The sequence below is a fragment of the Citrobacter sp. RHBSTW-00017 genome (assembly GCF_013797615.1).
GTDB lineage: Bacteria > Pseudomonadota > Gammaproteobacteria > Enterobacterales > Enterobacteriaceae > Citrobacter > Citrobacter braakii.
This window is the reverse complement of sequence record NZ_CP056899.1, coordinates 1,390,528-1,403,773: the sequence shown is the minus strand read 5'-3', so window position 1 is coordinate 1,403,773 and position 13,246 is coordinate 1,390,528. Positions and strand designations below refer to the sequence as shown.

Here is a 13,246-nt window from a genome sequence, read left to right as displayed (position 1 = left end):
TTATTCCTCTGGATCGTTGAACCCCAATAGCCAGGTAAACAGGAACCCGGCGATAACTGCTACCAGATAGCCTAACAGATAGAACATCACTTTTCCGGCAACAATCGTCAGTGCCAGCGGCAAACCGGAGATGCCAAAGGTGATAACCGTCGCCACCTTCCAGTAGCTAATCAGCGCCCCGCCTACCGCTCCGCCAAGGCAGGCACCGATAAACGGTTTACCCAACGGCAGCGTGACGCCAAAAATAAGCGGCTCGCCAATACCCAGCAGCCCGACCGGCAGCGCTCCTTTGATCACTTTCTTAAGCCGCGCATTGCGGGTTTTCATCAACACCGCTATCGCAGCCCCTACTTGTCCAACGCCTGCCATCGCCAGGATAGGAAAGAGCGCGTTATAACCGTGTGCCTGTACCAGCTCAACGTGGATGGGCACCAACCCTTGATGAAGTCCGGTGAGCACCAATGGCAGGAAAGTTCCCGCCAGTATCGCACCAACCAGGAACCCGCCGCGGTCGATAGCCCAGGATGCGCCGTGAGCGATAGATTCAGAAATCCAGCCTCCAAGCGGTTGCAGCGCCACAATCGCGATGGCCCCGGTAATGATGGTGGTCAGCAGCGGGTTAAGGATAAGCTCCAGCGATTCCGGCAACAGCTCGCGGAATTTGCGCTCGATCCAACACATCAGCGCAACCACCAGCAGCACTGCGATCACCCCGCCGCGCCCCGGCTGCAACGCTTCGCCAAACAGGGTAATCTGCGCCAGCTGTGGACTGGAGAGGATCCCCGCCATCACCCCGCCCATCGCCAGAGAGCCGCCGAAGACTTTGGCGGTATTCACCCCAACCAGAATATTCATGATGGCAAACACGGCGCTACCAAATATGCCCATCAGCCCCAGCATATTCGGATAATGGGTCGCAAAATCCCCCACGATATCCGGCCGCTTAAGGATGTTTATAATGCCGGTGATCAAACCGGAGGCGATAAACGCCGGAATAAGAGGGATAAAGACGTTCGCCAGCTTGCGCAGCGCATCGCTCATTGGCGCTTTGTACTTCGCTTTGGCCTCTGATTTGGTGCGCTCGATATTATTCACATCTGCACGCTCGCCGCCACCGGCAATCAGTGAGCGCATGGCATCCACCACCTTGGCAGCTTTACCGGGGCCGACGATTATCTGATGCTGCGCGCCCTGCTTCACGTAACCGCTAACACCGGGCAGTTGCCTGAGACGGGGAATATCAATCTGATCGTCATCCTGAACTTCCACCCTGACGCGGGTCATACAGTTTTCCAGGCGCAGAATATTTTGCTCTCCGCCTACGCCCAGCAGAATGTCGCTGGCCAGCACCGCCGTCTTATCCATATACACCTCTTAGTGTTCTAACGCCGCGCGTAAAAAACCCTGGTGAGCGGCAAGCTTTTCACGGGCGGTAGCGGCATCCAGGCCGGTGAGCGCCATTAAAATCGCTGGCTTAACGTCAAAATCAGTCTGCTTTAACAGCGCTTGCGCCTGTTCACGCGCAATGCCGGTGGCTTCAACCACCATACGGCACGCTCGATCGACCAGTTTGACGTTGGTTGCCTGCATATCCACCATCAGGTTCTGGTACACCTTGCCAAATTTCACCATCGCACCGGTGGAGATCATATTGAGCACCAATTTTTGCGCGGTGCCGGATTTCAGCCGTGTTGACCCGGTCAACGCCTCCGGTCCCACCACCGGGGAGATAGCAATATCCGCTTCATGCGCGACAGGAGAATCCGGATTGCAGGAAATAGCCGCCGTCGTACAACCCACCGAACGCGCATATTTCAGCCCGCCAATCACATACGGCGTGCGACCTGAAGCCGCCAGACCAACCACCAGATCCTGTGCGGTAAGGTTGAGTGCGCGCAGATCGTCCTCGCCTAACTGCGGGTTATCTTCCGCGCCTTCTACCGCCTTGAGCAGCGCGCCCGGCCCCCCGGCAATCAGCCCAACCACCAGACCATGCGGTACACCGAAGGTCGGTGGGCACTCAGACGCGTCCAGCACTCCAAGACGTCCGCTGGTACCTGCGCCCATGTAAATAATGCGTCCACCGGCTTTTAACGCGTTGGCTGCCGCATCGACCGCACACGCAACTTGAGGCAGAGTTGCTTTTACTGCTTCCGCTACCAGCGTATCCTGTTGATTAAATCGATGAACCAACTCCAACGTTGAGAGCGCATCCAGATCCATGGTCTGTGGATTGCGGGTTTCTGAAACTAATGCACCGAGATTCATTTTTTGTTCCTTAGGAATTTTTAATTCATAATAATCTGTCATAATGGAATATTATATTCATCCAGGCGAGTGAAATTTTGTTTTGCAATCGCCATCACGTTTTCGCCAGGAGACAGCATGAACTGTTTAATTCGCATTCGTCAGCGTTACCCGGACCTCGCGCAAAGCGATAAAAAACTTGCGGATTATCTTCTTGCTCAGCCGGATACCGCGCGTCATCTCAGCTCACAGCAGCTGGCCTTTGAAGCAGGCGTCAGCCAGTCCAGCGTGGTGAAGTTCGCGCAAAAGATGGGCTTTAAAGGGTTTCCGGCGCTGAAACTGGCGATTAGCGAAGCGTTGGCCAGCAATCCCAACCCTCATTCCATTCCGGTGCATAATCAGATTCGCGGTGACGACCCCATGCGTATGGTGGGCGAAAAACTGATTAAAGAGAACGTGGCGGCGATGCATGCGACGCTGGACGTCAACAGCGAAGAGAAACTGATAGAGAGCGTCACGATGCTGCGCTCAGCCCGGCGCATTATCCTGACCGGGATTGGCGCATCGGGTCTGGTAGCGCAGAATTTTGCCTGGAAACTGCTAAAGATTGGTTTTAACGCGGTGGTTGAACGCGATATGCACGCCCTGCTGGCGGCGGTGCAGGCGCTTTCACCCAACGATCTGCTGCTGGCCATTTCGTATACCGGAGAACGCCGCGAACTCAACCTGGCTGCGGATGAAACGTTGCGCGCCGGAGCCAAAATTCTCGCCATCACCGGATTTACCCCTAACGCCCTGCAACAGCGCGCAACTCATTGTCTGTACACGATTGCTGAAGAACAGGCCACGCGCAGCGCAGCGATTTCCTCTACCCATGCGCAAATGATGCTCACTGATTTACTGTTTATGGCGCTGGTGCAGCAAGATCTGGAGCATGCTCCGGAACGCATTCGCCACAGCGAAGCACTGGTAAAAAAACTGGTCTGAGCAAAGAATGCGCGTATAATGCCCGCCCGATTTGTGATGTTTTGAGAGTTTCCTGATGGCCCTGTTAATCACTAAAAAGTGTATCAATTGCGATATGTGCGAGCCCGAATGCCCGAATGAGGCGATTTCGATGGGTGACAGCATTTACGAGATTAACAGCGACAAGTGTACGGAATGCGTAGGCCATTACGACACGCCAACCTGCCAGAAGGTGTGCCCGATCCCCAATACTATTTTGAAAGATCCGGCACATGTCGAAACGGAAGAGCAGCTGTGGGATAAGTTTGTACTGATGCACCACGCCGATAAGCTGTAACGTTGCCTGATGACGCTATGCTTATCAGGCCGACAAAACGTTAGCTCTCGATAATCACCGTGGCGCAGGCGTAGTGACGCTCATCGGCCAGCGTCACATGCATATGTGCGACGCCGAGTTTTTCCGCCAGTTTTAACGCCTCCCCCCATAACCGCAGACGCGGCTTACCGAGTTCGTCGTTAAAGACTTCAAACTGATTAAACGCCAGACCGTTGCGAATACCGGTACCAAAGGCTTTTGCTGCCGCCTCTTTGACCGCAAAACGCTTCGCCAGAAAGCGCACCGGTTGCTGATGCGTCTCCCAGATTGCCCATTCGTTGTCGCTGAGCACGCGTCTTGCCAGACGGTCGCCGGAACGGGAGATCACCGCTTCGATGCGGGCAATCTCCACGATATCCGTACCTAATCCCAGAATCGCCATTAGCCACGCGCTTCCAGCATCAGGCGCTTCATTTCGACTACTGCATCTTTCAGACCACTCATCACCGCGCGGCCGATAATGGCATGGCCAATGTTCAACTCGTGCATTTCCGGGATCCGCGCGATGGCTTTAACGTTATGGTACGTCAGGCCGTGACCCGCATTCACCTTCAGGCCAAGGCTGGCGGCAAAGGTCGCCGCTTTGGCGATACGCGCCAGTTCGCTGGCCTGTTCAGCGTCGGTTTTCGCATCGGCGTAACAGCCGGTGTGAATTTCGATGTACGGCGCGCCGACTTCAGCAGCGGCCTTAATCTGTTCGTCATCAGCATCGATAAACAGCGAAACCAGAATGCCTGCGTCCGCCAGGCGTTTGCAGGCATCACGCATCTTGTCACGCTGACCAGCGACATCCAGGCCACCTTCAGTCGTCACTTCCTGACGTTTTTCCGGCACCAGGCAGCAAAAATGCGGCTTAGTCTCAACGGCAATCGCCAGCATCTCTTCGGTTACCGCCATTTCCAGATTCATACGCGTATCCAGCGTCTGGCGCAAAATGCGCACGTCGCGATCGGTAATATGGCGACGATCTTCACGCAGGTGCACGGTAATGCCGTCTGCGCCCGCCTGCTCAACGATAAACGCCGCCTGAACCGGGTCAGGGTATGCGGTGCCGCGTGCATTACGTAAAGTGGCAATGTGGTCAATGTTGACGCCTAACAGTAATTCGGCCATGGCAATCCATCCTCGTTAATCATTTTTTGTTTTTACTGCGCGTTTTGGCATAAATTGCCGGAACAGTTCCCGGCTTTTTAACGGCTTACCACCAAGATACGGCTTTAACGCCATGCGGGTAAAGCGTTTCGCGGCGCGAAGCGTATCAGCATCCGGAAATTCCCGCGATTCGAGTGCTTTCAGATGGCGTCCGGTAAAGGTGGCGTTATCAATCACTACGCTTGCGATAAACCCTTTTTCTTCCCGGTAACGATAGGTCATGGTGTCGTCCACCGGCTCGCCACTACCCGCACAGTGGGTAAAATCGACGCCGTACCCCAGATGTCCAAGTAAGGCCAGCTCAAAGCGACGCAGCGCAGGCTCTGGCGAACCCGTCGCGCCAGCCAGCGCCTGAATACAGTTGAGGTAGTCGAAAAAGAGTTCAGAAAAGCGGGTCTCATACTCAAGTACACGAGAGATAAGCTCGTTGATATACAAGCCGCTGTACAGTGTGATACCGCTAAGGGGGAGAGCCAGAGAAACGGCTTCGGCACTGCGTAAGGTTTTGACCTCACCACGTCCACCAAAGCGAAGCAACAATGGAGTAAAAGGCTGGAGCGCGCCTTTGAGATTAGAACGTTTGGAGCGCGCGCCTTTAGCCACCAGGCGCACACGACCCGATTCTTCCGTGAAGACGTCCAGCACGAGACTGGTTTCGCTCCACGGGCGGCTATGCAGGACAAAAGCGCGTTGCCATCCTTCCATCATACCCGCCGTCTTTCAAGCTGCAGGTGTGTTGGCTGCGCCCACTCACCCCAGTCACTCACTTGAGTAAGCTCCCGAGGATCTGCGGTCTTGCCGCCTTCCTGCACCTCGAAAGCCATAACCTATGAAAAATTAGACGTCGTCGCCGTAACCGAGGCTACGCAGCGCGCGCTCGTCATCGGCCCAGCCGGATTTCACTTTCACCCACAGCTCGAGGTGAACGGGCGCTTCGAACATCTCCTGCATGTCTTTACGCGCTTCGATGCCGATGGTTTTAATTTTGGCCCCTTTGTTGCCAATAACCATCTTCTTCTGCCCTTCACGTTCAACGAGGATCAGCCCGTTAATATCGTAACCACCGCGTTCGTTAGAGATAAAACGTTCAATCTCCACGGTAACGGAGTACGGCAGTTCAGCCCCCAGAAAACGCATCAGCTTTTCACGGATGATTTCAGAAGCCATAAAGCGCTGAGAACGGTCGGTGATGTAATCTTCCGGGAAGTGATGAATGGCTTCCGGCAGGTGCTTACGCACGATGCCCGCAACGGTATCAACATTCAGGCCGGTTTCGGCAGAAATCGGGACAATATCAAGGAAGTTCATCTGGCTTGCCAGGAACTGCAGGTGCGGCAGTAAATCGGCTTTTTCCTGAACGTTGTCCACTTTGTTCACAGCCAGAATAACCGGGGCTTTACCGTCGCGCAGCTTGTTGAGCACCATTTCGTCGTCCGGCGTCCAGCGGGTGCCTTCCACAACGAAAATAACCAGTTCAACATCACCAATCGAGCTGCTTGCCGCTTTGTTCATCAGGCGGTTGATCGCCCGTTTTTCTTCCATATGCAGGCCCGGGGTATCAACATAAATTGCCTGATACGCACCTTCGGTATGGATGCCAACAATACGGTGACGTGTTGTCTGAGCCTTACGTGAGGTAATGGAAATCTTCTGCCCAAGCAGATTATTCAACAGGGTGGATTTGCCGACGTTCGGGCGACCGACGATGGCAATAAATCCGCAGTAAGTTTTCTCTTCGCTCATTCCAGCTCCAGTTTTTTCAACGCCTGTTCGGCGGCAGCCTGCTCAGCCTTACGACGGCTCGAACCTGTGCCAACCACCGGTTCACTCAGGCCGCTGACCTGGCAGTGGATAGTAAATTCTTGATCGTGTGCTTCACCACGAACCTGCACCACCAGATAGGACGGTAGCGGCAGGTGGCGACCCTGCAAATATTCCTGCAGGCGCGTTTTCGGATCTTTTTGTTTATCGCCTGGGCTAATTTCATCCAGACGAGTCTGATACCAGTTCAGGATCAGTTGTTCAACAGTTTGAATATCGCTGTCGAGGAAGACGCCGCCGATCAAAGCTTCAACGGTATCTGCCAGGATCGATTCACGACGGAAACCGCCGCTTTTCAGCTCGCCTGGCCCCAAACGTAAACATTCACCGAGGTCAAACTCACGGGCTAATTCAGCCAGCGTATTGCCGCGAACCAGCGTCGCGCGCATGCGACTCATATCACCTTCATCCACACGCGGAAAACGGTGATACAGCGCATTAGCGATAACAAAGCTCAGAATAGAGTCGCCTAAAAATTCTAAACGCTCGTTATGTTTGCTGCTGGCGCTACGGTGAGTTAATGCCTGCTGCAACAGCTCCTGATGATTAAAAGTGTAGCCCAGCTTCCGTTGAAGCCGATTAATTACGATGGGGTTCATGCGATACCAATAAATGAATGCGTCAACAATTCAGCACACGAAACAGACCTGATATACGCATTTCGCTTAGCTATCCCGCTTCGGCTGAATGCATTTATACACAAACCAACGCTGTTTCGTGTGCCGTGGCAACCTGTCGGTGCCAACCTCAAACTTCGGGGGAATATTCTATACACAACGACAAGGGATGTCGTTAGTCTGCGGGAATTTATCCGAGAAATAATTCACGCTGTCGCCATAATGACGACAACGTGAACGATTATCAGCGATTAGTGAATGCCACCAATACGGCTTAAGCGCACACCGGTCGGCCATTCGCCTTCTTGCTTATCGAAACTCATCCAGATAGCGGTTGCTTTACCAACCAGATTCGCTTCCGGCACAAATCCCCAGTAACGGCTGTCCGCGCTGTTGTCACGGTTATCACCCATCATGAAGTAGTGTCCCGGCGGGACGATCCAGGTTGCCAACTGCTGGCCTGGCTGGCGGTAATACATCCCCACCTGATCCTGCGCGATTGGCACGGTCAGAATGCGGTGCGTTACCTCACCCAGCGTTTCTTTACGCTCGGAGAGGCGAATACCGTTATCTTTCGTTTCATTCAGCGGAACCTCAAAGAAGCCGCTGGTCGCTTCACCGCCGTTACGACGCGCAAATGTCTGCACAAAATCACTTGGCTGAACATCAGAGTACGTTACCGGCAGCGCGTTTTCACACGCCTGACCGGAACTGCATCCTGGCTGAATAGTTACCTCTTTCGCCACCGGATCGTACGTCACTTTGTCTCCCGGTAAACCGACAGCACGTTTGATGTAGTCCAGACGCGGATCTTCCGGGTATTTAAACACCACGATATCACCGCGTTTCGGATGGCCGGTTTCGATCAGCGTTTTCTGGTAAATCGGATCTTTAATCCCGTAGGCGAATTTCTCCACCAGGATAAAGTCACCGATAAGCAGTGTCGGCATCATCGAACCAGACGGGATCTGGAACGGCTCATAAATAAATGAACGCACCACCAGCACAATAGCTAAAACCGGGAAAACGGATGCCCCGGTTTCCAGCCAGCCTGGCTTAGGGGCCACTTTTTTCAGCGTTGCTTTATCCAGTGAATCACCTGCAGCAGCTTGCGCTGCTGCCTGACGCTCCCGGCGTTTAGGCGCGAAGATGAATTTATCTACGCACCATAAAATGCCCGTCACCAGTGTGGCAATCACCAGAATCAGGGCAAACATGTTCGCCATGCCAACTCCTTAAGATTATTTGCTGTCTTTACCGACATGCAGAATGGCGAGGAAGGCTTCCTGTGGCAGTTCGACGTTACCGATCTGCTTCATGCGCTTTTTACCCTCTTTCTGTTTTTGCAGCAGCTTTTTCTTACGGCTGATATCGCCACCGTAGCATTTCGCCAGAACGTTTTTACGCAGCTGCTTAACCGTTGAACGCGCGATGATGTGCGTACCAATGGCCGCCTGGATCGCGATATCAAACTGCTGGCGAGGGATCAGATCTTTCATCTTCTCGACCAGTTCACGACCACGGCTCTGGGAGTTGTCGCGGTGGGTAATCAGCGCCAGCGCATCGACACGTTCGTTGTTGATGAGAACATCAACGCGCACCATGTCAGACGCCTGGAAACGTTTGAAGTTATAGTCCAGCGACGCATAGCCGCGAGAAGTTGACTTCAGACGGTCGAAGAAGTCGAGTACCACTTCCGCCATCGGAATTTCATAGGTCAGCGCCACCTGGTTACCGTGGTAAACCATGTTGGTCTGTACGCCGCGCTTCTCGATACACAGCGTGATGACGTTACCGAGGTAAGCCTGCGGCAGCAGCATGTGACACTCAGCAATCGGCTCACGCAGTTCGTAAATGTTGTTCAACGGCGGCAGCTTGGACGGGCTATCGACGTAGATCGTCTCTTTCGCCGTGGTTTCGACTTCGTAGACTACGGTCGGCGCGGTAGTGATCAGATCCAGATCGTATTCACGTTCCAGACGTTCCTGAATGATCTCCATGTGCAGCAGACCGAGGAAGCCACAGCGGAAGCCGAAGCCCAGCGCGGTTGAGCTTTCCGGTTCATAGAACAGGGAGGCGTCGTTGAGGCTCAGCTTGCCGAGCGCGTCACGGAAGTTTTCGTAGTCGTCAGAGCTCACCGGGAACAGACCGGCGTAAACCTGTGGCTTCACTTTTTTAAAGCCTGGCAGCGGCTTGTCCGCCGGGTTACGCGCCTGCGTCAGGGTATCGCCAACCGGTGCGCCCAGGATGTCTTTAATCGCACACACCAACCAACCAACCTCGCCGCATTTCAGCTCGGTACGGTCAACCTGTTTTGGCGTGAAGATACCCAGACGGTCAGCGTTATAGACCTGACCGGTGCTCATCACTTTAATTTTGTCGCCTTTACGCATGGTGCCGTTTTTAATACGCACCAGTGATACGACGCCCAGGTAGTTATCGAACCAGGAGTCGATGATCAGCGCCTGTAACGGACCTTCCGGGTCGCCTTCCGGCGGCGGGATGTCGCGCACCAGACGTTCAAGAACGTCAGTGACGCCAACGCCGGTTTTCGCCGAACAGCGAACGGCATCCGTCGCATCGATACCGACGATATCTTCGATCTCTTCCGCCACACGCTCAGGATCGGCGGCTGGCAGGTCAATTTTGTTCAGTACCGGCACCACTTCCAGATCCATTTCCATGGCGGTATAGCAGTTAGCCAGGGTCTGTGCTTCGACGCCCTGTCCGGCATCAACCACCAGCAGTGCGCCTTCACAGGCGGCAAGCGAGCGGGAAACTTCATACGAGAAGTCAACGTGGCCCGGGGTGTCGATAAAGTTAAGCTGATAGGTTTCACCATCAGATGCTTTGAAATCGAGCGTCACGCTCTGCGCTTTGATAGTAATACCGCGCTCACGCTCAAGATCCATCGAGTCGAGAACCTGCGCTTCCATTTCACGGTCAGACAGGCCACCGCAGATCTGGATAATACGGTCAGACAGCGTCGATTTACCGTGGTCGATGTGAGCTATGATTGAAAAGTTACGTATGTTCTTCATATAGTGTAATTATTGTGCCTTACGCCCGCATGAGCAGGCTCTGAGAAGTCGCTGATCTGAGCTTAACGTCTGTTTAAGTGAAACGCCGCATTCTACACTACAACGCTGAGGCGAGGAAATGTTCATAGAGCAAGGATAGCGGGAACTGGAAACAACTTTGCAAAGTCGGTGAAACTTTTGCCGGATGGCGACACAAGCACCATCAGGCAAAGCTATCACTGTTGGGTTTCGACGCGAATGAGATCGGGTGGGAGAGCAACGTTCAGAATGACCGGCTGCCAGGCTTCGCGCTCAGCAAGCTTACGAGAGTATCCACGGGCAATCAGGAATCCGCCCACGCCCCCCAGCACGGCACCACTTAATGCCGCAAGGTCGGAACCAAACAGCACCTGGAATAACGCCGCGAAGAGAAAGAGCCCCGCCAACGGAGACATGTAGACCAACATCGCTGAACCCAGCAGGCTACCCTCGGCAATACCCAGTTCAACTTTTTGACCGGGCGCTAAGGGTTCGTCGCTGGGCACCACGATGGTATGCGTGGTCTGCGGCCCAAGTTTGTTCAGCACGCGGCTCCCGCATCCGGCCCGCGAAGCACAGCTGCTACATGATGCTTTAACATCACAGCTGACCGTCGCCAGACCATTTTGCCAGGAGACGACTGTCGCCCACTCTTTAATCATTGTGCAGCCCTGAACTTAATATTGTCCGCGATACGCTTCGCCGTTTGCGGTGGAAGCTCGCCCACAATCGTAATTTCTGCGTTATCACGCACGCTGGTGCTAACCGTTCTACGCCCGGTTCGCAACAGCTGATCGGCGCTGTTTTGCATCGCACGGTTTACGTTCACGGAGAAACTGAACAGGCCATCAGAATATAGGCGCGATTCGATCGGCATGTTATCCATCGTCGGCAGCGGACGTCGACTGCTGGAAACTTCGCTGAAGCCTTGCGGCAACCACGACGGACTCCAGTTGAAGTTGGTTTTCTCGCCAGCAGGAACTGACAGCAACGGCGGTAGATTGGCTTTCGCCAGCGCCTGCATGCTATCGCTAACGCCGTTGTTTACGGTAAACGCGATAACACGGAACTGTTCCAGCGTCTCACCATCACGGTCGAGAAGATCGACGCGCATCGGCAGCTTAGTCTCCGTGTCCATCCAGACGATATAGCTGTAACGCGTACCGTCACGGGCGACTACGCGGATCACTTCACAGAGCCGATCGGCAATGCGGGTGCGACCTACTGAGATAAAATCATAGTAGGGAGCAAGACGTTTGAAGTCGGTGTAAATCAGAGAAGGCAGAGAGTCAACGATATAGTCGCCGTTCAGCGTGAACGGTTCGAGACCAGGCTCAAAATAGCTAATTTCATTGCCACGCTGCACCACTTCCCGGCGCGGTCCATCCATTTGCAACAGTTGCGCTAGCGGACGGTTATCCAGGCGGGCATGGCGATAACGTAGGGATTCAACACCCTGCTTATTGATGCTGACAAATGACAGCTCATAGGTTAGCGACTGGCTGGCCAGATTCATCTGCTGCAACAACGCCCCGGACGCAGGATTGGCCGAGGCGTTTACAGAGAAAAACAGGCTACCAGCCACAAGTGACATGGCAAACCAAAGTTGCTTCATTACTGCGATTGCGTTCCTAAAGTTTGAATTCCTGGCACCTGCACAGCGGCTTGCTGTGTTTGGGCCTGCTCAAACTGAAGCTGTTCAGAGTGCAGTCGACGTTGCAGTTCGTAGTCCTGCAACATGGCATTAATACGACGACGCTGCTCCTGTACCTGCTGTTGCTGACCACCGCTGGCCGTCGCGTCAGAGGGTACACCCAAGCTTACCGGACTGGCTTTACCCATCATCGGTAATGTATTAAATACCGGCGTTTCGGGCTGCTGGGACGTTTCAGATTGCCCATTATAGTGCTGGACGCCAACAATAACTGCAAGTGATACACACGCGGCCACACCCATTTGGGTAAGCTGCGCGGCCCATGGACGCATTTTCTTCCAGAATGGCATTTTCTGCCACTGGTGCGGTGCTGGCTGGGCCTCAGGAATCAATGGCACCGTCTGACGTACTGGCTCATCCTGGATGGCAGCCATTACGCGGGCGGAAATATCGAAATGGAGAACGTCGGCGGTATCACCTCGCATAGAATCGCGAATCAGGTGATAACTCTCCCAGGTTTTTTGCATTTCCGGGTCCTGAGTCAGCTCTTTGAGTAACTCAGTATCCAGCGTTTCGCCATCCATTAAAGCGGAAAGTTTTTCTTTCTGCATGCCTAATACCTTTTCCAGTATCCCGCTATCGTCAACGCCTGATAAGCGGTTGAACTTTATTATCAATAGCTTCCCTCGCTCGGAAGATACGTGAACGCACCGTACCTACCGGACAATCCATGATAGCGGCTATCTCTTCATAGCTCAGGCCATCCAGCTCCCGCAAGGTTATTGCCATGCGTAAATCTTCCGGGAGGGACTCAATAGTCCGGAAAACTATCTGTCTCAGTTCTTCTGACAACATTAAGTTCTCAGGGTTCGAAATTTCTTTCAGCGCACCGCCACTTTCGTAATTTTCTGCTTCAATCGCATCAATATCACTGGAAGGTGGACGACGCCCCTGAGCGACCAGGTAATTCTTCGCTGTATTGACTGCAATACGATACAGCCAAGTATAAAAAGCACTATCTCCCCGGAACGAGTCCAGCGCACGATAGGCCTTGATAAATGCTTCTTGTACTACATCGGGTACATCGCCCGACGGTACATAGCGAGAAACCAGACTCGCCACCTTATGCTGATAGCGCACTACCAGTAGGTTAAAGGCTTTCTGATCTCCCTTCTGGACCCGTTCTACCAGGACCTGGTCCGTTAACTGCTCGCTCATCCGAGGTAAAGTCTCCCCAAACCAAATTTCCACGCGCCTTCGAAACGCCACTCCATCAGCTTCACTATGAGCAAGCAAATGCTTAGAGTGCTCAAGTTTCGTAAAGTTCCGTTACGCATTGTTTTTTGTTTGTCAT

Annotated in this window: 16 protein-coding genes; 2 read left to right on the top strand and 14 right to left on the bottom strand. The window is 53.6% G+C overall.

The annotated features are described in order from the left end of the window. Positions 1–1,365 (bottom strand): PTS transporter subunit EIIC, encoded by a 1,365-nt coding sequence (locus tag HV037_RS06820; protein ID WP_016157168.1) that lies wholly within the window; start codon positions 1,363–1,365, stop codon positions 1–3. 9 nt (positions 1,366–1,374) lie between these two features. Continuing rightward, positions 1,375–2,268 carry an N-acetylmuramic acid 6-phosphate etherase gene (gene murQ / locus HV037_RS06815; RefSeq protein WP_019077406.1) on the bottom strand — a complete coding sequence of 298 codons (894 nt, stop codon included), beginning with the start codon at positions 2,266–2,268 and terminating at the stop codon, positions 1,375–1,377. 117 nt (positions 2,269–2,385) lie between these two features. Between murQ and HV037_RS06810 the strand changes: the two genes are divergently transcribed. Together HV037_RS06810 and HV037_RS06805 are read left to right on the top strand one after the other, a co-directional pair. After that, positions 2,386–3,234 carry a MurR/RpiR family transcriptional regulator gene (locus HV037_RS06810; protein WP_016154045.1) on the top strand — a complete coding sequence of 283 codons (849 nt, stop codon included), beginning with the start codon at positions 2,386–2,388 and terminating at the stop codon, positions 3,232–3,234. A gap of 55 nt (positions 3,235–3,289) precedes the next feature. Continuing rightward, on the top strand, positions 3,290–3,550 hold the full coding sequence (locus HV037_RS06805; RefSeq protein WP_003037590.1) for a YfhL family 4Fe-4S dicluster ferredoxin: 261 nt from the start codon (positions 3,290–3,292) through the stop codon (positions 3,548–3,550). A gap of 40 nt (positions 3,551–3,590) precedes the next feature. Here HV037_RS06805 and acpS read toward each other — a convergent pair whose 3' ends face one another. The 12 genes from acpS to rseD all read right to left on the bottom strand — a co-directional run bounded on the left by acpS (position 3,591) and on the right by rseD (position 13,229). Then, positions 3,591–3,971: a holo-ACP synthase gene (gene acpS / locus HV037_RS06800; protein ID WP_003037588.1), complete on the bottom strand. Its 381-nt coding sequence runs from the start codon at positions 3,969–3,971 to the stop codon at positions 3,591–3,593. Continuing rightward, the gene (gene pdxJ, locus HV037_RS06795; protein ID WP_016157172.1) at positions 3,971–4,702 is read right to left on the bottom strand and encodes a pyridoxine 5'-phosphate synthase; all 732 of its coding nucleotides are present in this window, start codon (positions 4,700–4,702) and stop codon (positions 3,971–3,973) included. Before pdxJ ends, acpS begins: the two co-directional genes overlap by 1 nt. A 15-nt stretch (positions 4,703–4,717) precedes the next feature. Next, positions 4,718–5,446: a DNA repair protein RecO gene (gene recO / locus HV037_RS06790; RefSeq protein ID WP_016154047.1), complete on the bottom strand. Its 729-nt coding sequence runs from the start codon at positions 5,444–5,446 to the stop codon at positions 4,718–4,720. 132 nt (positions 5,447–5,578) lie between these two features. Beyond that, on the bottom strand, positions 5,579–6,484 hold the full coding sequence (gene era, locus HV037_RS06785; protein WP_003037581.1) for a GTPase Era: 906 nt from the start codon (positions 6,482–6,484) through the stop codon (positions 5,579–5,581). Continuing rightward, positions 6,481–7,161 carry a ribonuclease III gene (gene rnc / locus HV037_RS06780; RefSeq protein ID WP_003037579.1) on the bottom strand — a complete coding sequence of 227 codons (681 nt, stop codon included), beginning with the start codon at positions 7,159–7,161 and terminating at the stop codon, positions 6,481–6,483. The genes era and rnc overlap by 4 nt, the downstream gene beginning before the upstream one ends. A gap of 269 nt (positions 7,162–7,430) precedes the next feature. Beyond that, complete coding sequence (lepB, locus tag HV037_RS06775) at positions 7,431–8,405, bottom strand: signal peptidase I (protein ID WP_016154048.1); 975 nt, start codon at positions 8,403–8,405, stop codon at positions 7,431–7,433. A 15-nt stretch (positions 8,406–8,420) separates the two neighbouring features. Continuing rightward, entirely contained in the window at positions 8,421–10,220 is a 1,800-nt protein-coding gene (lepA, locus tag HV037_RS06770) for a translation elongation factor 4 (protein ID WP_003037577.1), read from the bottom strand. Positions 10,221–10,435: 215 nt separating this feature from the next. Further along, on the bottom strand, positions 10,436–10,900 hold the full coding sequence (gene rseC / locus HV037_RS06765; RefSeq protein WP_016157173.1) for a SoxR-reducing system protein RseC: 465 nt from the start codon (positions 10,898–10,900) through the stop codon (positions 10,436–10,438). Further along, positions 10,897–11,853, bottom strand: coding sequence for a sigma-E factor regulatory protein RseB (gene rseB, locus HV037_RS06760; RefSeq protein WP_016154050.1), 957 nt, complete (start codon positions 11,851–11,853; stop codon positions 10,897–10,899). The genes rseC and rseB overlap by 4 nt, the downstream gene beginning before the upstream one ends. Further along, positions 11,853–12,503, bottom strand: coding sequence for an anti-sigma-E factor RseA (rseA, locus tag HV037_RS06755; RefSeq protein ID WP_019077408.1), 651 nt, complete (start codon positions 12,501–12,503; stop codon positions 11,853–11,855). The genes rseB and rseA overlap by 1 nt, the downstream gene beginning before the upstream one ends. Positions 12,504–12,534: 31 nt before the next feature. Further along, complete coding sequence (gene rpoE / locus HV037_RS06750) at positions 12,535–13,110, bottom strand: RNA polymerase sigma factor RpoE (protein WP_003037573.1); 576 nt, start codon at positions 13,108–13,110, stop codon at positions 12,535–12,537. Continuing rightward, positions 13,107–13,229 carry a rpoE leader peptide RseD gene (rseD, locus tag HV037_RS06745; protein WP_223306697.1) on the bottom strand — a complete coding sequence of 41 codons (123 nt, stop codon included), beginning with the start codon at positions 13,227–13,229 and terminating at the stop codon, positions 13,107–13,109. Before rseD ends, rpoE begins: the two co-directional genes overlap by 4 nt. Positions 13,230–13,246: the final 17 nt, after the last annotated feature.

What these genes read in the sequence shown, in the direction of transcription:
- rseB (WP_016154050.1), bottom strand. Translation starts at nt 11,853, where the DNA reads ATGAAGCAACTTTGGTTTGCCATGTCACTTGTGGCTGGTAGCCTGTTT.
- murQ (WP_019077406.1), bottom strand. Translation starts at nt 2,268, where the DNA reads ATGAATCTCGGTGCATTAGTTTCAGAAACCCGCAATCCACAGACCATG.
- rseA (WP_019077408.1), bottom strand. Translation starts at nt 12,503, where the DNA reads ATGCAGAAAGAAAAACTTTCCGCTTTAATGGATGGCGAAACGCTGGAT.
- acpS (WP_003037588.1), bottom strand. Translation starts at nt 3,971, where the DNA reads ATGGCGATTCTGGGATTAGGTACGGATATCGTGGAGATTGCCCGCATC.
- lepA (WP_003037577.1), bottom strand. Translation starts at nt 10,220, where the DNA reads ATGAAGAACATACGTAACTTTTCAATCATAGCTCACATCGACCACGGT.
- rseD (WP_223306697.1), bottom strand. Translation starts at nt 13,229, where the DNA reads ATGCGTAACGGAACTTTACGAAACTTGAGCACTCTAAGCATTTGCTTG.
- HV037_RS06805 (WP_003037590.1), top strand. Translation starts at nt 3,290, where the DNA reads ATGGCCCTGTTAATCACTAAAAAGTGTATCAATTGCGATATGTGCGAG.
- pdxJ (WP_016157172.1), bottom strand. Translation starts at nt 4,702, where the DNA reads ATGGCCGAATTACTGTTAGGCGTCAACATTGACCACATTGCCACTTTA.
- lepB (WP_016154048.1), bottom strand. Translation starts at nt 8,405, where the DNA reads ATGGCGAACATGTTTGCCCTGATTCTGGTGATTGCCACACTGGTGACG.
- rseC (WP_016157173.1), bottom strand. Translation starts at nt 10,900, where the DNA reads ATGATTAAAGAGTGGGCGACAGTCGTCTCCTGGCAAAATGGTCTGGCG.
- recO (WP_016154047.1), bottom strand. Translation starts at nt 5,446, where the DNA reads ATGGAAGGATGGCAACGCGCTTTTGTCCTGCATAGCCGCCCGTGGAGC.
- era (WP_003037581.1), bottom strand. Translation starts at nt 6,484, where the DNA reads ATGAGCGAAGAGAAAACTTACTGCGGATTTATTGCCATCGTCGGTCGC.
- rpoE (WP_003037573.1), bottom strand. Translation starts at nt 13,110, where the DNA reads ATGAGCGAGCAGTTAACGGACCAGGTCCTGGTAGAACGGGTCCAGAAG.
- HV037_RS06810 (WP_016154045.1), top strand. Translation starts at nt 2,386, where the DNA reads ATGAACTGTTTAATTCGCATTCGTCAGCGTTACCCGGACCTCGCGCAA.
- rnc (WP_003037579.1), bottom strand. Translation starts at nt 7,161, where the DNA reads ATGAACCCCATCGTAATTAATCGGCTTCAACGGAAGCTGGGCTACACT.
- HV037_RS06820 (WP_016157168.1), bottom strand. Translation starts at nt 1,365, where the DNA reads ATGGATAAGACGGCGGTGCTGGCCAGCGACATTCTGCTGGGCGTAGGC.